General features: G+C 63.8%; 14 protein-coding genes. 8 read left to right on the top strand and 6 right to left on the bottom strand.

The window, feature by feature from the left end:
- Positions 1-16 precede the first annotated feature (16 nt).
- Positions 17-868 carry a universal stress protein gene (locus CKO15_RS04550; protein ID WP_200192965.1) on the top strand — a complete coding sequence of 284 codons (852 nt, stop codon included), beginning with the start codon at positions 17-19 and terminating at the stop codon, positions 866-868.
- On the opposite strand, the gene CKO15_RS04545 is transcribed toward CKO15_RS04550, so the two are convergent.
- Complete coding sequence (locus tag CKO15_RS04545) at positions 855-4,019, bottom strand: efflux RND transporter permease subunit (RefSeq protein WP_200192963.1); 3,165 nt, start codon at positions 4,017-4,019, stop codon at positions 855-857. The genes CKO15_RS04550 and CKO15_RS04545 overlap by 14 nt on opposite strands.
- Positions 4,016-5,077 (bottom strand): efflux RND transporter periplasmic adaptor subunit, encoded by a 1,062-nt coding sequence (locus tag CKO15_RS04540; RefSeq protein ID WP_200193035.1) that lies wholly within the window; start codon positions 5,075-5,077, stop codon positions 4,016-4,018. The genes CKO15_RS04545 and CKO15_RS04540 overlap by 4 nt, the downstream gene beginning before the upstream one ends.
- A gap of 102 nt (positions 5,078-5,179) precedes the next feature.
- On the opposite strand from CKO15_RS04540, the gene CKO15_RS14660 reads away from it, so the two are divergent.
- Together CKO15_RS14660 and CKO15_RS04530 are read left to right on the top strand one after the other, a co-directional pair.
- On the top strand, positions 5,180-5,461 hold the full coding sequence (locus CKO15_RS14660; protein WP_200192961.1) for an arsenic metallochaperone ArsD family protein: 282 nt from the start codon (positions 5,180-5,182) through the stop codon (positions 5,459-5,461).
- A gap of 124 nt (positions 5,462-5,585) precedes the next feature.
- The gene (locus CKO15_RS04530) at positions 5,586-7,046 is read left to right on the top strand and encodes a methyl-accepting chemotaxis protein (RefSeq protein ID WP_200192959.1); all 1,461 of its coding nucleotides are present in this window, start codon (positions 5,586-5,588) and stop codon (positions 7,044-7,046) included.
- Between the two features lie 129 nt (positions 7,047-7,175).
- On the opposite strand, the gene CKO15_RS04525 is transcribed toward CKO15_RS04530, so the two are convergent.
- The 4 genes from CKO15_RS04525 to CKO15_RS04510 all read right to left on the bottom strand — a co-directional run bounded on the left by CKO15_RS04525 (position 7,176) and on the right by CKO15_RS04510 (position 10,561).
- Entirely contained in the window at positions 7,176-7,739 is a 564-nt protein-coding gene (locus CKO15_RS04525; protein WP_200192957.1) for a nucleoside deaminase, read from the bottom strand.
- A gap of 135 nt (positions 7,740-7,874) precedes the next feature.
- Positions 7,875-8,066 carry a hypothetical protein gene (locus tag CKO15_RS04520; RefSeq protein WP_200192955.1) on the bottom strand — a complete coding sequence of 64 codons (192 nt, stop codon included), beginning with the start codon at positions 8,064-8,066 and terminating at the stop codon, positions 7,875-7,877.
- A 116-nt stretch (positions 8,067-8,182) separates the two neighbouring features.
- Positions 8,183-9,901 (bottom strand): bifunctional diguanylate cyclase/phosphodiesterase, encoded by a 1,719-nt coding sequence (locus CKO15_RS04515; protein ID WP_200192953.1) that lies wholly within the window; start codon positions 9,899-9,901, stop codon positions 8,183-8,185.
- A 303-nt stretch (positions 9,902-10,204) separates the two neighbouring features.
- Entirely contained in the window at positions 10,205-10,561 is a 357-nt protein-coding gene (locus tag CKO15_RS04510) for a 2Fe-2S iron-sulfur cluster-binding protein (RefSeq protein WP_200192951.1), read from the bottom strand.
- Positions 10,562-10,838: 277 nt separating this feature from the next.
- Between CKO15_RS04510 and CKO15_RS04505 the strand changes: the two genes are divergently transcribed.
- The 5 genes from CKO15_RS04505 to CKO15_RS04485 all read left to right on the top strand — a co-directional run bounded on the left by CKO15_RS04505 (position 10,839) and on the right by CKO15_RS04485 (position 18,895).
- A complete protein-coding gene (locus CKO15_RS04505; RefSeq protein WP_200192949.1) occupies positions 10,839-11,504 on the top strand; it encodes a TetR/AcrR family transcriptional regulator in 666 nt (221 codons plus the stop codon).
- Positions 11,505-11,608: 104 nt separating this feature from the next.
- Positions 11,609-12,823: an efflux RND transporter periplasmic adaptor subunit gene (locus tag CKO15_RS04500; protein ID WP_200192947.1), complete on the top strand. Its 1,215-nt coding sequence runs from the start codon at positions 11,609-11,611 to the stop codon at positions 12,821-12,823.
- Positions 12,823-15,987 (top strand): efflux RND transporter permease subunit, encoded by a 3,165-nt coding sequence (locus CKO15_RS04495; protein WP_200192945.1) that lies wholly within the window; start codon positions 12,823-12,825, stop codon positions 15,985-15,987. Before CKO15_RS04500 ends, CKO15_RS04495 begins: the two co-directional genes overlap by 1 nt.
- 184 nt (positions 15,988-16,171) lie before the next feature.
- The gene (locus tag CKO15_RS04490; protein ID WP_338035993.1) at positions 16,172-18,445 is read left to right on the top strand and encodes an efflux transporter outer membrane subunit; all 2,274 of its coding nucleotides are present in this window, start codon (positions 16,172-16,174) and stop codon (positions 18,443-18,445) included.
- Between the two features lie 18 nt (positions 18,446-18,463).
- Complete coding sequence (locus CKO15_RS04485; protein WP_200192941.1) at positions 18,464-18,895, top strand: small multi-drug export protein; 432 nt, start codon at positions 18,464-18,466, stop codon at positions 18,893-18,895.
- Positions 18,896-19,119: the final 224 nt, after the last annotated feature.

The following is a 19,119-nucleotide window of genomic DNA, read 5'->3' as shown; positions in this document are numbered from 1 at the left end:
GCTGGAGGATGCCCCTATGAACAAGGTCATTGCCTGTATTGATGGCTCTCGCTCATCGTTGTCCGTGTGTGATCACGCCGCCTGGGCAAGCCGGCGCATGAACTCGCCACTTACACTGCTGCATGTGATCCACAACCCTCATGCGGACGCCCAGCGCGACCTGAGCGGCAACCTCAGTCTGGGGAGTCGCGAGGCCCTGCTGAAGCAGATGGTGGAGGCCGAGGAGCAGCGCGGCAAGCTGCTGCGGGAACAGGGGCGCGCCATCCTGCACGATGCGCTGGAACGGGTTCGCGCCAATGGCGTCGCCGACCCCGGCAGCCTGCTGCGCAATGATGGCGTCACCGCCGCCCTGGACGATATCCAGGAGGAGGCTCGTCTGGTCGTGGTGGGCAAGCAGGGCAAGGATGGCGACATGCTCAAACAGCACGTGGGGAGCCACCTGGAGAGCATCATCCGCACCCTGAAGCGCGGCGTGCTGGTGGCCCCTCTGGAATACCGGGAGCCGGAGCGTTTCCTGATCGCCTACGATGGCAGCGCCACGGCGCATACCGTGGTGGAAAAAGTCTCTGAGAGCCCACTGCTCAAGGGACTGGAGGCCCATATTCTGATGGTGGGCGACGACAATCAGGAAAACCGCTCACGCCTGGACAACGCCCGCGGCACCCTGGCTCAAAATGGCTTCGATGTACACGCACAGATCCGCACCGGTGATGTGGCTGAAGCGGTCTGCGCCTACCGCCAGGAACACGACATCCATCTGCTGGCCATGGGGGCCTACGGCCACTCCCGGCTACGGCGCTGGTTTGTGGGGAGCACCACCACCAACATGATCATGCGCTCGCCGATTCCGTTGATCATCCTGCGGTAGTGGAGGGACCAGGGGATGAGGGGTCGGCGTGCCCCATCAGCATCCGTTTCATCCCCTGCGCAGCCCCTCCCAGGATCAGATACAGGCACGGCACCACAAGCAACGTCAGCAGCATGGACACCAGCAACCCCCCGATCACTGTCAGGGCCAGGGGCTGCATGATCTCCGTGCCCGAACCCATGCCGGTAGCCAGCGGTGTCATGCCCAGCACGGTGGTCGATGTGGTCATCAGGATGGGCCGCAGGCGGACGCCGCCGGCGCGCACCACGGCGCGGGCCAACCCCAGCCCCTGCACCCGTCGACCGATCTCGATGTACTCCACCAAAAGGATGGCGTTGTTCACCACGATGCCGATCAGCAACACCACACCAATCATCACCGGTGCCGATAGGGGCGTCTGCGTGAGCCACAATATGCTCACCACCCCCACCAGCGACAGGGGCGCCGCCGACAGGATCACCAGGGGATTGCTGAGGCGCTCGTACTGCACCGCCAGCACCACGAACACCAGAAAGACCGCCAGCAATACCACGGTCAGCAACTCCCGCTGGGTCTCCTGGATGGTCTCCCACTGGCCCGAGAAGATCAGGCTGTAATCATCCGGCAGTTCCAGATCCGCCAGGCGTTCTTCCACCTGCGCCATGATGGTGCCGGTGTCCGCCACGGCCGTGTTGATGTCCCCGTTCACCCGGGCGATGCGGCTCTGGTTTTCCCGCTCGATATGGGCCGGTCCCTCGCCCAGTTCAAACCGCGCCACGTCGCGCAGGAGGACCGGCTCACCCGCCTGGCGGAACAGCAGCATGCCCCCCAGGGCCTCGGTGTCGGCCACCATCTCCTGGGGCAGACGCACGCGCACATCGTACTCCTGATTCTGGGTGAGAAAACGCGTCGGAACGGCGCCGTCCACGGCGTCGCGAATGGCCCCGCCCACTTCCGAGACACGCAGCCCCAGGTCCGCCGCCCGTTCCCGATCGACGATGATCCGCAGCAGCGGGCTGCGGTCCTCGCGCCCCACCTCCACGCCTTCCAGACCTGCGATGCCCTCCAGTCGGGCGCTCACCTCCCCCGCCAGTCGCTGCAGCTGATCCAGATCCTCGCCGACGATGCCCACCTCCAGATCCGCGTCACCGGTGCCGAATCGCAGCCCGGGAATGGAGGGGGGGCGCACAGTAATGCGGGCCCCCGGCAGATCCAGCTCATCCAGTGCCTGCTGGGCATCGGCCACCCACTCACCCGCCGAGGTGCCGGGGCGATCCCGGGCGGGCGTGAGTTGCACACGCAGGTTGGCGGTACCGGGTCGCTCGTTGATGATGCCCCCGCTCAGATGCCCACCCACCATGCTGAACACCGTTTCCACATGGGGCAGATCCTGCAGACGCTGCTCGATCTGGCGCACCGCCGCATCGGTCTCCTGAGGCGGCGTCCCCGGCGGTAGCACCATGCGCACGCCCACATTGCCGTCATCCACCTGAGGCAGAAACTCATTACCCAGCTGCGTGGAAACCAGCCAGCCCCCCACCAGGGCCGTGCCGGCCAGCCCCACCACCGCCCAACGCCAACGCAATACCCGGGGCAGGAGGCGTCGATAGCCACGCCGCAGATGGCCGATTCCTCGATTGAAGGCACGCAGTGGACGGCTGTGCTCCAGACCGCTCGTGAATCGCACCTCACCCAGCAGGGCTGCCAGCATCGGCACCAGGGTCAGGGCGGCGGCCAGGGTGGCGATGATGGCAAAGGCGATGGTGAGGATCAGGTCCCTGAAGATCAGCGCCGCGATACCCGTGATGAGCAAAAAGGGGAGCACCGCCGCCAGGTTGGTGAGGGTGGAGGCGGTAATGGCCGAGACCACCTCGCGGGAGCCATCCAGGGCCGACCCCCGGGAGGACTTACCCAACTGCTCCCGGTGCCGGTAGATGTTCTCCAGCATGACGATGGCATTGTCCACCAGCAGGCCGACCCCCAGGGCGAGCCCACCCAGGCTGATGATGTTGAGCGTAAGGCCGCTGGCCCCCATCAGGGCAAACGCCGCCATGATGGCGATGGGGATGGACAACCCGATCACGAACCCCTTGCGCAGGCTCCCCAGGAACAGCAACACCATGAGCATGGCCAGCACCCCGCCCAGGATGGCCGCCGTGGCCACACTGCCGATGGCACCGCGAATGAAGAAGGCCGGATCGGTGGTCGCCTGGTAGGCGATGTCCTCGGGGATGTAACCGGATCGTTCCAGGCGCGCCAGGGTGGCCTGCACCTGATCCACCACCTCCACCGTGTTGGCCTCGGGCAGCTTGAACACGGAGATCTGCGCCGCCGGGGTGCCATTGAGGCGCACGAACAGCCGTTGCTCCCGCTGTCCGTCCCGCACGCTGGCCACATCCGACAGGCGGATACGCTCACCGCGATCCCCCGGCAGATCGATGAGGACGTTCTCGATGTCCGCTACCGAGGTGAACAGCCCATCCGTCTTGGCCATCACATCAAAGCGCTCACCGGTCACCCAGCCGGCGGCGATATCCACGTTCTCCGCCTCAAGGGTGTCGATGAGATCCTTCATGGTCAGGCCATAGGATCGCAGCCGCAGCTGGTCGACGATCACCTCCATCTCGCGCACCATGCCCCCGGCCGCCTCGACGCCGGAGACGCCATGAATGGCCAGCAACTGGGGCGCCAGGCGATTCTCGACCCAGTCGCGCACCTCCACCTCGGAGCGCACCGTGGAACTGAAACCCGCCTGCCAGACCGGATCCTGGGAGGGGTCGAACTTGTACAGTCGGGGGGGCTCGATATCCGGTGGCAACTGGGTGCGGGCCAGCTCCAGATACCGCGAGGCGTCCTGCAGGGCCAGGTCCAGGTTGGTGCCGTACTCGAACAGCAGGTTGACGTTGGTGCGCCCCTCCGAGGCCCGACTGTAGATGCGGGTGAGGTTTTCGGTGGCCGCCAGGTTGCGCTCCAGCACCCGGGTGACCTGCTCCTCCATCACCTCCGGGGCCACGCCCGGGTGGTTCACCGTCACGCGGATATGGGGATATTCGATATTGGGCAACAGGTCGATGGGCAGCCGGTCCACGAAGAACAGTCCCAGCACGAACACCACCGAAGCCAGCGCCAGGGTCCCGACCGGCCGGCGGATGGACAGATGGGACAGATTCATCCCCGCCACCCGACGATGCGCACGCGGGTACCGTCACTCATGTCGATGGGATTGGTGGCCAGGATCACATCACCAGCCTCCAGGCCCTCCAGCACCTCGGTCCACTGGCCCCGGCTCACACCGATGTCGATGGTGCGACGTTCCAGGCGCTCATCGCGAATCAGATACACGTAGCGCTCATCGCCCTCCTCGCCGATGGCCGCTGCCGGAATAGCCAGGGCCTCGGGCCGAGCATCCACGCGGGTGGCAATGCGCCCGAGAAAACCGGGGCGCACACCCCGCTCGGTGGCATCGGCGGGCAGTGCCACTTCGACGGTCACCAGACGGCTGCCCGTCTGGGCCATGGGGAAGATGCGGCGGATACGCCCCTCCAGGGGCTCATCGGGCAAGGCATCCAGGGTGATGGGAAGGCTCTGGCCCACCTCCAGGTGCACCACGTCCATCTCGGAGACGCCGGGGCGCATCACCAGTTCATCCATGGCCGCCAGCTCAAACAGGATATCCTGAGCCTCCACCGCCTCGCCGGGTTCCACGAAGCGGTCGGTGATCACGGCATCCCGCGGGGCCATCACCCGGCCGTAGGCGATGCGGGTTTCCCAGAGCTGACGCTGGCTGCGATGGATCTGCAGGGCCACCCGAGCCCGCTGGAAATCGGCATCACTGACCACACCCTTGCCACGCAGTTGCTGGCTGCGGTCGTATTCCAGCTGAGCCTCCTCTTCCTGGGCCCGGGTCCGGGCCAGCTCGGCTCGATGTTCGGAGAGATCCAGCTCCAGCAGCAGATCACCTCGGTCGACCCGGTCGCCCGCCTCCACATGCACCTGGTCGATGGTGCCCTGAGTGCGGCTGGCCAGGCGGACGACGACCCGGGGTTCAACAGTGGCAGAAAGGGTGAGGCTACGCGACAGATCCCGGGGCCGGACCTCGGTGGCGGCTACCGGGACACCACGTTCGGCCTCTTCGACGTGATCGCCCTGATTCGTCTCGCCGCAGGCAGTCAGCCAGAGGGCAGCCACCAGGAGGAGGATGATCAGGCGACTGGGAAGCCGCGGGGACATAAGGGACATGGAGGCATCGTGGAGTCCGCGGAGTCGGCTGTCTCTTCGCTGGTACCGAAGTGAGGGCAGCAACGCAGTCGGAGTGGGTACGATTGATCGGACATGTGGAATTGCGCATCCTCGGCACATACTGTTATCCACGAAATCAGCATACCCCACTACAACCTGTCCCAGCAACCGGGGGTTTTCGTGGAGAACGCACCATCCAAGCCAATTATGGAGAAGGACGGCAAGGACGACCTGCCGGTTCTTCTGGAGCACAATGGACCGGGCTGGAAGCGGAATGCGGCAAGGGCAAGACCACAAAGGAGGAGATTGCATGCTATGATCAATCGCAAAGTCGGCTCCTTGTTTACCCTGTTAGACGATGGGGTATTGAAGTGAAGTCCCGCGAATAGGAATTTCAAGGTTTGCTATGTTTTTTTCAAAAAAATCTAAATTACACCCCCCAAGCTTAAGTCAAGAGCCGTCCGTTCCGCGCTCTGAGAACGGAGATGGCAATGGCGAATTGCTCGATCTGACCCCACCCTCTCGCCAAGATCCTGCCCACCTGGTTAAGGAGCGAGAGCGGCGCGCGAGCCGCCTACTGCTAGAGAAGGTTCGCGGCGGCTCGCTGCGGGCGGCCTTTGTCGGTGCGCGCTTGCGCCAGATCGTAAAGATGGCCCGCTACAATGCCGATCGGCAGGTCGAGATCGCCAGCTGCATCTTCAGCGCCTCCGAGGAGAGCAGCCAGGCACTGACCGATATCGCTAGGCGCACCGAAGGCTTATCGGAGTCGAATCGTAAAGCCGTAGAGATCGCCCGCGATACCGGCCAGCGCCTGGATTCAGCCAGCGATGGATTGGATCGCGCCTATCAGCGGGTCGCTAGCTTTCGTGAGCATGTTGGGCAGTTATCGGAGTCGTCCCAAAACATTGCGCGAATCTCCGAAATGGTCCACGACTTCTCGAAAAAGACTAACCTGCTCGCGCTCAATGCGGCTATTGAGGCGGCGCGCGCCGGGGAGTCGGGGGCGAGCTTTACGGTGGTCGCCGAAGAGGTTCGTTCGCTCGCCAACAAGGTCTCTGAATCGAATAATGAGATCCGCAAGACGCTCGATCAAATGAATGCGCTGGTTGAGAGTGCCTCGGCCGGTGCGGCCGATATTGCGCAGCATACCAGCGATGCGCAAGAGGTGCTCAGTCAGGCAACCGAGACGTTCCGTCACCTCTTGCACGATTCGGAACACAACTATGCCGAAATCGAGCAGATCGGCACGGCCATGGAGGAGCTCACCTACACGAACCGCTCAATCCACGACAACGCCAATCACATCAAGGAGCTGGGTGATTCCTTGCAGGCTGAGGCGGCCTCTTCGGACGACTCATCAAGGCGCCTGCAAGAGACTCTTGAGAGTAATCTTGCCCAGTTGTGTCGAGTCCGCACGGGGCACGGACCGCTGGAGGCATTATTAGAGCGCCGCGAAAGGAGCCGTGATCGGCTGCAGGAGATGCTAGAGAGCCTCTATGCGCAGGGTGCCGATATTTTCGACCGCAACTACCAGAAGGTACCCGATACCGACCCGCCCAAGTATCGGGTCAGCTACCTTGATGCGATGCGCCAAGCTATGCAGGATGCCATTGACGAGACGATTAAAGACTTCGATGGAGCGAGCTACAGCACCCTGGTGGATGCAAACGGTTATCTACCGGTTCACCACCGCTGGCTCTCGCACGAACCGAGCCACAACCGCGATACTGACATCGCGCGAAGCCGTCATATGCGCCTCTTTAATGCCCTCGGAGTCGAGATCAATCGTGCACGCAATCGGCAGCCATTTTTGATCCAAATCAATCTGCGCGACACTGGAGAGGTCTTAGGTGACCTCGCCCTTCCGGTCTTTGTCGCCGGCAACCACTGGGGGAATCTGATCCTGGGCTTCCCGGTTGAACAGCTATTCGGGGGCGGGGGCAGCAGTGAAGCTGATTAGGTGATGACCCTATGTCAATCCTTGCGCACCCCCGGAGGTGCGAGGCAAGAGTGGGTGCGCGTGCTCTTACCTCCGTCGAGGCTCCCTTATGCTCACCAGGAACTCGGCGGCGAAGTCGCTTTGTATCGCTTAATAGATCGCTCCCCCCGCCTCCGAGTAGGCGCGGAGCACTGCGATGGCTTCGGCGCGCAACAGATCCCGTTCGACTTCGATCCCCCGGCTTGCGAGCGCAGCACTCCAGTGCTCCGGTTTTGCGCCCTCATCAAAGCCGATAGCACGCACATCCTCGTCGCGGGCGCCGACGACAAGGCGAGCGACGCCGGACCAAGGGATAGCACCCAAGCACATCGCGCAGGGTTCGGCCGAGGCCACCAATGTGAGGTGCCGACGCCCGCCATCGCTTAGGTCGTGGCTACCAAGCCGCTGCTGTGCTAAAGCCAGAGCCAACATCTCGGCGTGCATGATCGAGCAGCGGCTGCTGGTGACGATGTTGAGGCCGGGGGCGACCAGGTTGCCCTGCGGGTCGAAGACCGCAGCCGCAAAGGGCCCCCCACTGCCCTGTCTAATATTCTCCCTGGCCAAGGCGATGACAAACCGCATCTGCGCCTCTGCGCTCGGCAGTGGCTCCCACGCGCCACCGAGCTGATCGAGAAGCCACTGCGGCAGCCGGATTCTCAGCTCGGGCAGATCCATTGTGACTCAAATGCCCCAGTCATCGTCCCAGGTCATCGCCCTAGACGCCGCCGCAGCCCCTATTTCGGTGGTGCAGCGGGGGTGGCACACCTCACGCGACACCAGAACAACAGCACGACGGACGCCTCATCCTGCCTAGCGGACTGAGTAGGCTACGATAAAGAAAAAGAGCGACAAGACAGTCAGCCCGCCGAAGACGGCGACGACCGGCAGGGAGTTCAACACCGTCGCCCCAAGGGCCGTCAGTAGCGCAGCAAAGCCAGCTACGATCAGTGCGATACGCTCGTCGGCCATCCGTGTCTTCTCTTCTTTCTCTTGTTGTGCCATCGGTCTGCCTCCGTAAACTTGTGCGCCTCGAACGAGGCGGCTCGTTGAAAGATCAGGCGTCGGGGCCAGCCCTATCGGGTTCTCCGGAAGTTCCTTTCGACGCCCCATCTGCCGTATTACTCCGTACCAGCAGCAGGTCGCCCGTCGGTATACCATAGATCTGCTGCCCCTGCAGCACGTCTCCGCTCTTCGCAGGCCCCCTCCAGCGTAGCTAAGATCTGCTCAATCGGCCCCGGCCGGCCGATGAAAAAGCCTTGCGCGATGTCACAGCCCAATGCATCGACCAGCAGCAGAGTTCTTTCATCTTCAATGCCTTCGGCAACAACCTTCATGTCGAGTCGATGCGCCAATGTGACGACACTCTCAACGATCCGCTGATCGGCCGTATTGTCGGCGATTTGGCCGATAAAGGAGCGATCGATCTTCAGACAGGAGGCCGGCAGCCGCTTCAGATAGCCGAGACTCGTCTGGCCGGCGCCAAAATCGTCAATGGCCACACCGACGCCCCACTCTCTGACCTGGTTCAGCACGCGCTGCGCCTTATCGGGATCGGCCAGTACCGCCGACTCGGTCACCTCGAGTTCAAACCGATCGGGGGCAACACCGCTCGCCTTCAGGCAGTGGTCGATCGTCGTCAGCAGCATCGGATCGTGAAGGTTACGCGTCGAGACGTTAACCGCCACTCTCAGTCCCAAGCCGTACGCCTCAAACCGCTGCAAATCACGCAGCGCGGCCTCGATAACCCAACGGGTTAGGTCGTGAATTAGATGTGTCTTCTCAACTTGAGGCACGAAGGCCCCTGGAGCCAACAGCCCGCTGACCGGATGGAGCCACCGCACCAGCGCCTCGACTGCAATAACGGCGTGTCCGTTGCGCAGATCGATTTGCGGCTGATAGTAAAGGCGGACCTGTTCGGAGGCCAAGGCACTGCGGAAGCTGCTCAGTAGGATCAGATTCTGCTGATTCGTGTAGTCGTAGCGAATATCGTAAGCCACCTCGCTCTCACCGCGACGCTTAGCGGTGTCGGCAGCGATTGTGGCACGCTGAATGAGTTGATCGGGATCGCAGCCGTGACTCGGGTAATCGGCTCGGCCGATGGTCAAGTTGACATAGAGCGGGATTTCGGAGGCGTTGAGCGGCTCGCGGCTACTCTCATGGATGCGCCGCAGGAGCGGCCCAGCGGCATCACTGCGACAAAGCAGTGCAAAGTGCTCGCCGTGTATGTGGTAGACCTTAGAGAGGCCGTTGGCGGCTTTCTGCAGGCGTTCGACCAAACCACGCACAAGCTGCAGGCCGACCTCAGGGCCAAAGGTGCTAACCAGGCTGGAGTGATTGTCAAAGACCACCAAAATAAGAGAAAAGTCCGTGCCTTTACCCGAGGCGTGGGAGTCGATGCGCTCGCGTATATCGTTGCGCAGCGGCAGCTGACTGGGGGCACCACTGACCGGATCTTGGCCGAGCAATTTAACGACCGCATCCACCAACAACCCGACAATCAGCCCCACCAAGACAAAGAGCCCTACCCGAAAGATCCAGTTAAGCGGCTCCTGCATCTCGCCCGTAGTGGTATCGATCGGCATCCACGGGCCGAGTGCTAAACCACCGGCGATTCCCGCCACGACTCCGCCAAGCCAGCCGAAGACGGCCCCGGCGAGCAGGATCGGTAGGTACATCGAGTGAGCGAAGACGTACTTTATGCCCCCGGTGGCGTAGACGAAGAGCGCACTAGCAAAGACCAGCACCGCCACCAGACCAACAGCCACCCAGTACCGGCGGCCACGGGGATGCTGCCAATAGGCGAGCAGATGAATAACGAAACGGTCAAGCAACCGCATTAGCGAGCGCTCCTCGTTGTGCGCTTAGCGTACCACGAGAACACCCGCCACGTGGCTGCGCGCCTTCACGCCGCAACCGCTGGTCGCGAATCTGTTCGCCAATCTATTCAGAGGCCTCATGCGGAGCACGAGGCGCTGTCCACTTTGTTGCGCGACTGTCACCTTTGTTACAAGCCATTGCCGCAAACCGTCAAAACCGCTAGAAAACCGTCGGGTTGTCGACGTGCTCACGCGTTTTGCTTGTGGTTCACTCGGTGTTTCGCACTGACGGGCGCCGCGGGACTGGCCCGCGGCTACGCCCTCTTACGCAACGCCGTACTCGACGACTAAGTCCTCCTCGCGGACCACCATCTGGCACATCAAGCGCCAATTGGTTGGAAAGTCATCGGTGCGCATGCGCTCAATATCGGCTTGGGTGATCTTGCCGAGCTCAAGCAAAACCCGCTCCTCGCGATCGGTCAAAGGACCTGCCATCTTCCCTTTGCTCTGCCCATAGTGGACGTAGACCAGACAGCTCCCGCACTGACCGTCCTGGCAATCGAACGCGATCGGGATGTTATGGCGCTGCGCCAGTTTCAGGACCGGCTCCAGGTGGCTACCGGCGACGGCATCCACGGTGGTGTCACCAGACTCGGCGTGGCGAAAGGTAATCTTTGGCATACGGCGATCTCCTTGCGATGGTTCGATTCAGTCGTGAAGTGTCTCGTCATCGCTATAAGCAATAATTGTGCCGATTTAATGCCGACGAGGACGCCGGCGCTCCCAGGAACCAACGCTCTCAAAGAATGCCGGCCCCACTGAGCCGCTGCGCGCTTTGCGGGGGCTGCCGCGGCGAGACAAAGGCCGTTGACTCCGCGAGCGCACTGCGGCAAAATCGGTCGCTAACGCTAATGGACGGACTTGTCCGTCCGAAACCCAGCAAAGAGCAGACCTGCCCATGAGTGAGTGCGATCAAGCGCACGCTAAGAAGCGCACACGCCTGCCGCCCGATGAGCGCAAAGAGCAGATCCTGCGCGCTGCCGGCCCGTACTTTGCCGAACACGGCTACGCCAGCACCGACGTTCAGGCGATCGCCGATCGGATCGGGGTCGGCAAGGGCACGATCTACCGCCACTTCTCCAGCAAAGAGGAACTCTTCCTCGCCACCGTGCAGCGGGCCGTCGAACGGCTCAGCGAGTCGATCGATGCGCGCGTCGAGGCAACCAGCGATCCACTCGATAAGCTCAAAGCGGCGGTCTACGCCTACCTCGAATTCTTTGATGCTTACCCCGGTGTCGTGGAGCTCTTCATCCAGGAACGCGCCGAATTTCGCACCCAGGCCCCACCGATCTACTTCGCTCACAGTGCGCGCGAGCGAGCGAAGTGGCGACCACTCCACGACGCCTTAATCGCTCGCGGCGATGCAAGGGCGCTCTCCTTCGATGACGTCGCCGACATCATCGGCAACACCCTCTTCGGTGCCGCCTTTAAGCACCGCCTAGCCGGCGACGACGGCGCGCTGGTTGAGCGCGCCGAGGCCACCCTTGAGGTGATCCTGCACGGCATCCTAAGGCCCGATGCCCGGAGCAGGGAGCGCAGTGAGCCGCACCGAGACCGCCGGTGAGTGCCCAATGGCGCCACGACCCGAACCACCACCTGAACGGCCACCCAAACGACCACAGAGTCTCGATCCAATCTCGACTCGAACCCCAACCGGAGATGCCAGACATGGCCGCGTTCCGCATTCCACAGATCCCGCGCTACGCCCCGGGCGCTTGGCTCCTGACCGTAAGCCTCTTGCTGTTGACCGGTTGCGGCAGCGAGGAGAGAGAGGACGGGGGGGCGCAGCGTCCACCCGCCCAGGTGGCCGTAGAGCGCGTCGAGCCGCGTACGGTGCCGCTGCAGCGGGACTATGCCGGCCGCGTCCACGGTGCCCGGGAGGTCGAGGTGCGCGCCCGCATCAACGGCATTTTGGAAGAGCGCCTCTACCGCGAGGGCGAGCCGGTGCAAGCCGGTGATGCACTCTTTCGTATCGATCGAGCCCCCTTCGAGGCCCGCCTCGAAGAGGCGCTGGCGCAGCGGCAGTTGGCGCGGGCCGAACTGGAGAAGGCCGAGCGCGAGTGGCGACGCATTGCGCGCCTCTACGAGCGCGATGCAGTCAGCGAGCGTGAGCGCGATAGTGCCGAATCCGCGCACGCCCTTGCCGGTGCCGCGGTGACTGCAGCGCAGGCCCAAGTCACGCAAGCCCGCCTGCAACTCGACTACACCGTCGTCAAGGCCCCGGTCGACGGTGTAACCAGCATGGAGGCGTATCCCGAGGGCAGTCTTGTCGATCTCGGTACGCTGCTGACGCGCATCGTACAGCACGATCCGGTGCACGTTCGCTTTGCCCTGCCGGAGGACGATGCCGCCATCCAGCGCACGGCACGGCGCGCGCGCGCTGCCTCCGAGGGCGATGATGCTGCCTTTCGGCGCACAGCCACCCTGCGCCTGCCCGACGGCAGCGAGTACGAGCACCCCGGTGAGATCGACTTCACCGCCAGCACCATCGATCACGGCACCGGATCGGTCTCCGCCCGGGCGATCTTTCCCAATCCCGACGGCGCCATCATCCCAGGGCAGTTCGTCCGCCTGGACGTGGTCCTCGATACCTTAGACGAGGTCTTTCTGGTTCCTGAGCGCATCGTCGGTGAGGGCCCTGAGGGGCCGCAGCTCTTCGTCGTCGAGTCAGAGGCAGCACGCGCCCGACCGGTGGAACTCGGGCCCGTCACGCGGGAGGGTCGGGTGATCCGCTCCGGGCTTGAGGCCGGCGATCTGGTTGTTGTCAGCGGCCACGCCGGGCTCTTCGACGGTCGTCCCGTTGCCCCGACTCAAGCGAGTGATGCGGCGGGTGGCGCGAACGGCAACAACAGTGAGAACGCTCATCATGAGGAGGCGCGCTGATGTTCCGCTTCTTCATCGACCGGCCGCTCTTCTCCGCCGTCATCTCGCTCGTCATCTTGATCTTTGGTGGGGCGGCCCTATCGACCCTGCCGGTGGAGCAGTATCCGGAGGTGACCCCGCCGGAGATCGTTGTCAACGCCTTCTACCCGGGGGCCAGCGCCGAGGCCCTTGCCGATACAGTCGCCGCCCCGCTGGAGCAGGAGATCAACGGCGTCGATGACATGATCTATCTCGAGTCGCGCAGCAACGACGCCGGGATGGTCTCGATCGTGGTCACCTTCGCCATGGGGACCGACGTCGATCGGGCCGAGATCAACGTCAATAACCGTGTTCAGCGCGCCCTCCCCCGCCTGCCGCAGGAGGTGCAGCAGCGCGGTGTTCAGGTCGAGGCGCGTTCGACCAACATCTTGCAGGTACTCGCCCTCTACTCCCCCGATGGCAGCATGAGCTCGTTGCAGATGAGCAACTACGCGCTGCTGAACGTCATCGATGAACTGGAGCGGATTCCCGGCGTCGGCGAGGCCTCGCTCTTCGGCGCCGAAGACTACTCGATGCGGATCTGGCTGCATCCGGAGCGGCTTGCGACCTATCGACTGACCCCGAACGATGTCGCCGCGGCGCTGCGGGAGCAAAACGCCCAGTTCGTTGCCGGGCGCATCGGCGGTGAGCCGGCCCCTGCCGGGCAGGCCTTTACCTTCAACGTCAGCGCCCCGGGGCGTCTTTCCAGCCCCGAAGAGTTCGAGCAGGTGATCTTGCGCAGCGATGGGGATGGACGCACCCTGCGCCTGCGCGATGTCGCACGTGTTGAACTCGGCGCGCAGAGCTACGACTTCTCGGCGACCTTCGATGGCCGCCCGATGTCGCCGGTTGGGATCTACCTGCAACCGGGGGCCAACGCCGTCGAGACCGCCGAGCGGGTCCGACAAACCATGGCCGGGTTGGCCGAGGAGTTTCCGGAGGGGCTCAGCTACGCCCTGCCCTACGATACGACCGACTTTATCGAGGCCTCGATCCGCGAGGTCATCATCACCCTGGTGATCGCGCTCATCCTAGTCGCCGCCGTCACCTTTCTCTTTCTGCAGCGACTGCGCAGCGCACTGATTCCGCTAACCGCGGTGCCCGTCTCGCTGATTGGCACCTTCGCCGGTATGCAGGCGTTTGGCTTCTCGATCAACCTGCTGACCCTCTTCGGGCTGATCTTGGCGATCGGCGTGGTGGTCGATAACGCCATCATCGTTATGGAGAACGTCGAGCGGCTAATCAAGGAGCGGGGGCTATCGGCCTACGCGGCGGCGGTCGAGACGATGGGGCAGGTCTCCGGCGCGGTGGTCGCCTCGACCCTGGTCTTGGTCGCCGTCTTTGCCCCGGTCGCCTTCCTCGGTGGGCTCAGCGGTGAGCTCTATCAGCAGTTTGCCGTCACCATCGCCGTCTCGATCGTCGTCTCCGCGGTGGTGGCACTCACCCTGACCCCGGCGCTCTGTGCCCTGCTGCTCGATAAGCCGCCGCGGCGGCCGTGGGCGCCACTGCGCTGGTTCAATCGCGGCTTCGAGGCCGTGACGCGAGCCTTTGTCTCGATGGTCGGCTTCCTGCTGCGCCATACCGTCACCGGCGTGGTGCTCTTTCTCGCCGTTATTGCGCTGGCCGGCGTGCTGCTCACGCGCATGGCCGATGGCCTGGTGCCGCAGGAGGATCAAGGCGTGGTGCTCGCCGCACCGATGCTGCCGGCGGCCTCGTCGTTGGCCCGCACCGAGGCCTTCAGCAGCGAGCTTGCCGGGCACCTGCTGGCGATGGACGAGGTGGCCAACGTCGCTGGTGTCAGCGGCTTCGATATCCTCTCGCAATCGCTGCGGCCAAACGCCGGGGTCTTCTTCATCAACCTGACCGACTGGAGCGAGCGCAGGCGGCCTGAGCAGCAAGCAGCGGCGATCGCTCAACGCGTCATGGGCGTCGGGATGCAGCTGCCCGAGGGCAACGTCATCGCCTTTATCCCGCCGCCGATCATGGGGCTGTCGTTGACCGGCGGGGTCGAAGGCTACCTGCAACTGCCCGGAAACCGCTCCCCGCAGGAGATCCAGCGCATCGCGCAGCGCTTTGCCGCGCTCGCCAACGAACAGCCTGAACTGGCCAACGTCAACGTTCTATTCGACGCCCAGCGGCCCCGCTACGAGGTGACCATCGATCGCGAGAAGGCGAAGGCGGCCGGAGTGCCGATCAACGAGGTCTTTACCGTCTTACAGAGCACCTTCGGGACGCTCTACGTCAACGACTTCACCTACCTGGGGCGCAACTGGCAGGTCAATATGCAGGCCGAGGCCGACTACCGCAGCCAGCCGGAGGATCTCAACCGCGTCTTTGTCCGCAATCATGAAGGTGAAATGCTGCCGGTCAGCAACCTGCTGACGATTGAGCGCCAGCAGGGGACCGATCTGATCGATCGCTTTAACCTCTTCACCGCCACCAAGATCATGGCCGACCCCGCCCCCGGCTACACCACGGGTGATGCGCTGAACGCGCTGCGGGCGTTGGAGCGTGAGCACTTCGGCGGTGATGACGGCACCTTAGGCTGGGTCGGCGAGGCGTATCAGCTTGAGGCTGCGGAGGCGACCGGGGCGCTGGCCTTCGCCCTCGGGCTGATCATGGTGGTGCTGATCCTCGTTGCGCAGTATGAGCGCGTAACACTGCCGCTGGCGGTGGTGACCGCGGTGCCCTTTGCGGTCTTGGGTGGGGCCTTGGCCTCGGTGCTGCGCGGCTTCCCGAACGACATCTACTTCCAGATCGGGCTGCTGGTGCTGATCGGGCTGGCGGCGAAGAACGCCATCCTCATCGTCGAGTTCGCCGCGCAGAACCGCCGTACCGGGATGTCGTCGACACAGGCGGCAATGGCGGCGGCACAGCAACGCTTTCGGGCCATCATGATGACGGCGATGACCTTCATCATCGGCTCACTGCCGCTGGTCTTTGCTACCGGGGCCGGCGCTGTGAGCCGCCATGCCATCGGCACCGTGGTTGTCGGTGGCATGGTGGCGGCGAGCACGCTGGCACTGCTCTTTGTCCCGCTGTTCTACAAGCTACTGGAGGATCTAGCGACCTGGCGCCGTGAGCGACGCAGTGAGCGGCACGACAACCAGCGCCGGGAAGAGGAGCAGTCCCATGACCCCATCTAAGTCGCTGTCTGAGTTCATGTCTAAGCTGATGTCGAGGGAGCTATCAAACGCACTGCTTCAGTCACTGCTGCGGGCCTGTTGCAGGGTGCGGTGTAATGGGGAGCGGCACGCTGGGCGTCACGGTGCACGCCCCTCCCATACCACTACCACGCAGCGTGATAGGCACCATACCATCGGCCGAGATGTGCTTCGTTGGGGGCCGCATAAGCTGCTGGGTTTGGCCGCTGCCGCCCTCCTGAGCGCCGGCTGTGCACTCGGCCCCGACTATGAGCAGCCGGTCACCGAGCTGCCGCAGGAGTGGCCGGAGCACGACCTGTTCACCGGTCGCGAGGGCGAGGTGTGGCGCAGCTGGTGGGCGCACTTCGACGACCCACTGCTCGATGAGCTGGTGGCGCGTGCCCTCGATGAGAACCTCGATATCCGCCTCCAGGCCCAGCGGGTTCGCGAGGCGCACGCCCGCCTCGGCTTCGCTGAGGCCGAGCGTCGGCCGACGCTCAACGCCCAGGCCGAGGCGGCACGCGAGCGTCGCCCCGAGACGATCAGCCCGCTGCCCGAGGCGGCCGGTACCGGGAATCTCTTCTCGCTCTCCGGCATTCTCGGCTACGAGGTCGACCTTTGGGGGCGGCTGGCGCGCCAGCGTGAGGCGGCCGAGGCGATGCTGGAACAATCGGCCTTCAGTCGCGATGCCGTGCGCCTGAATATCGCCGCCGACGTTGTGACGACCTACGTCAGCCTGCGGGCGGCCGAGGAGCAGCTCGTCATCGCCGAGGAGCGTGTTGCCCTGCGTGAACGCACCCTGAAGCTGGAGGCGATTCGCTACCAAGAGGGCGAGGCCGACGTGCTGGCTTTGCGCCAGGCCCGCTCCGAGTTGGCCTCGGCCCGAGCACAGATCCCGCCGCTGCGCGAGCAGGTGCTGACCCTGGAGAGTGCGCTGGCTATGCTCATTGGCGCTGAACCGGGCGCCTTTCTTGCCGAGTTCGACTTCGGCGATCACTCGCTCCGCGACTTAAGAGTGCCGACGGGAGCACCGGCCGATGCCCCCGCCGAGATCGTGCGCCGGCGCCCCGACATCCGTGCTGCCGAAGCAGGACTGATCGCGGCCACCGCTGAGATTGGCGTGGCCGAGGCGAACCGGCTGCCACGCGTTAGCCTCAGCGCCGTGATCGGCACCGTCGCCCCGAACATCGACGACCTGTTCACCGGTGCGTCCGAAACGCGAACGATCGGTGCCTCAGTCGGCGGTCCGCTGTTCGACTTCGGTCGCAGTCGCGCCCGTATTGAGACCGCCGAGGCGCTGCGCGATCAGGCCGAGACCCGCTACACGGCGACCATCACCGCAGCGTTTCGCGAGATCCGCGATGCCATGGTGCTCTATGAGAGCAGTACGGCGCGCATCGACGCCCTGCGCGAGTTGATCGAGGCGGTGGAAGAGACCCAGGAGATCGCGCAGATCCGCTACGACGAGGGCTTGATCGGGCGGTTGCAGCTGCTCGATGCGGAGCGGTCACTGCTCGAGGCGCAGCTCAACGAGGTCGCCGCCGTGCGGGATCGCTTAACTGCTATCGCCACTCTCTTCAAAGCGCTCGGCGGCGGCTGGGGCGAGGCCATTGAGGCCAATGTAACCGATGGGGCCAATGCAGGGAGTGGTGACGATACCGACGATAAGACGGCCGCTCCGGCGAGTCGCTCACCGGCCCCCTCCCCCGCACTGCCCTTTCGCGCCTACGGCCAAGAGCCGAGCTGGCATGTGGAGATCCAGTCGGGGCATGTCGTCTGGCTGACCGACTACGGCACTGCGCGGCGGGTGCTTCCACTGGAGCCGGTCACGCGACAAATTCCGCAGATCGAAACAGAGCGCGCCGCCCAGGCAGACCTTACGGGAGCGCTCGTGGAGACCGTGCACCAGTGGCAAGCTGCCGATGGCGAAGAACGCATCGTGGTGACCGCCCAGGCGCAGCTCTGCCGCGATAGCATGAGCGGCATGCCGCACCCCTATACGGTCACCCTCCACGTCTATGACCAACAACATAGCCAACAACTTAGCCAAAACGGCCAGACCGGTCAGAATGGCGACTGGCAAGAGGGTCTGCACGGCTGCGGTGGCGAACCGCTGGAACTGCTCACCGGCCAGGAGTGGGTGATGGAGCGGATCGCCGAAGAGTCGCTGGCCGATCACGCACGGGTCACCCTGCAGTTTGACGGCGAAGAGGGCCAAATCGCCGGTGCCGTACCCTGCAACCGCTACCACGGCGAGTTCCATCTGACCGGCGAGAATCTAACCTTCGGGGCGATCGCTACCACCCGGATGGCATGCCCGGAACCGCTCATGGCGCTGGAGCGCAGCTTCCTCGACGCCCTAACCGCGGTCACCGCCTTCGACATAGGTGATGATGACGGCCGACTCATCCTCACGGGTAGAGCCGCGACCCTGACCGCCCGGCCGGCGAGCGAGAAGTAGCCCGAACGAGGCTTCTGCATGGACCTGCTTCTCCAGTACTTGCTTATCTTCGTACTCGCCGCTACACCGTGGATTGAGCTGTTGATCGTCATCCCCGCAGGCGCGGCCATGGGGCTCTCACTGCCCCTGGTTACGCTCACTGCATTGATCGGGAATGCTCTGCCGATCTTTCTGATCATTGCGCTTTTCCGCACTTGGGAGCGGCGCTACGGACCCATTCAGCGGAAATGGGGGGCGCACGCGATGCGGATCTGGGAGCGCTACGGTCTGCCCGGTCTGGCTATGACAGCACCGCTCGTGACGGGGATTCACTTGGCTGCGGTCATGAGCCTGGCCCTGGGCTCAGAGCAGCAACGAGCCGCACTCTGGATGGTCTCTAGCTTGATGATCTGGGCCGTAGTCACGGCGCTGCTGACGCATCTAGGCGTATCGTGGTTGCGTACCGATTAGAACTAGACCAAGCTAGACCTGACTTGTGCGCAGACAGTAGTCTAATTCCTCGGCCGGCAGCGGCGAACTGAATAGGAATCCCTGTCCATATTGGCAGCCGTTCCTAAAACCATAGAAAACCATTCCTACGGACGTAAGCCGAACAGTGCTGCTTACGATTAGCGGGTTGGAATCGCGCCAACCGCCGGCGAATGGATCGCCGCCCGCGCCGTGCCCGGAGGGGT

The sequence above is a fragment of the Halorhodospira abdelmalekii genome, from assembly GCF_016583625.1.
GTDB classification, from domain to species: Bacteria; Pseudomonadota; Gammaproteobacteria; order Nitrococcales; family Halorhodospiraceae; genus Halorhodospira; species Halorhodospira abdelmalekii.
The sequence above is the reverse complement of the archived record's forward strand: the minus strand, read 5'-3'. Positions and strand labels throughout refer to the sequence as shown.

Bases quoted from the DNA above. Each gene is read 5' to 3' on its own strand.
- CKO15_RS04550 (WP_200192965.1), top strand. From the start codon at position 17: ATGAACAAGGTCATTGCCTGTATTGATGGCTCTCGCTCATCGTTGTCC.
- CKO15_RS04545 (WP_200192963.1), bottom strand. From the start codon at position 4,019: ATGAATCTGTCCCATCTGTCCATCCGCCGGCCGGTCGGGACCCTGGCG.
- CKO15_RS04540 (WP_200193035.1), bottom strand. From the start codon at position 5,077: ATGTCCCCGCGGCTTCCCAGTCGCCTGATCATCCTCCTCCTGGTGGCT.
- CKO15_RS14660 (WP_200192961.1), top strand. From the start codon at position 5,180: ATGTGGAATTGCGCATCCTCGGCACATACTGTTATCCACGAAATCAGC.
- CKO15_RS04525 (WP_200192957.1), bottom strand. From the start codon at position 7,739: ATGGATCTGCCCGAGCTGAGAATCCGGCTGCCGCAGTGGCTTCTCGAT.
- CKO15_RS04520 (WP_200192955.1), bottom strand. From the start codon at position 8,066: ATGGCACAACAAGAGAAAGAAGAGAAGACACGGATGGCCGACGAGCGT.
- CKO15_RS04515 (WP_200192953.1), bottom strand. From the start codon at position 9,901: ATGCGGTTGCTTGACCGTTTCGTTATTCATCTGCTCGCCTATTGGCAG.
- CKO15_RS04510 (WP_200192951.1), bottom strand. From the start codon at position 10,561: ATGCCAAAGATTACCTTTCGCCACGCCGAGTCTGGTGACACCACCGTG.
- CKO15_RS04505 (WP_200192949.1), top strand. From the start codon at position 10,839: ATGAGTGAGTGCGATCAAGCGCACGCTAAGAAGCGCACACGCCTGCCG.
- CKO15_RS04500 (WP_200192947.1), top strand. From the start codon at position 11,609: ATGGCCGCGTTCCGCATTCCACAGATCCCGCGCTACGCCCCGGGCGCT.
- CKO15_RS04495 (WP_200192945.1), top strand. From the start codon at position 12,823: ATGTTCCGCTTCTTCATCGACCGGCCGCTCTTCTCCGCCGTCATCTCG.
- CKO15_RS04485 (WP_200192941.1), top strand. From the start codon at position 18,464: ATGGACCTGCTTCTCCAGTACTTGCTTATCTTCGTACTCGCCGCTACA.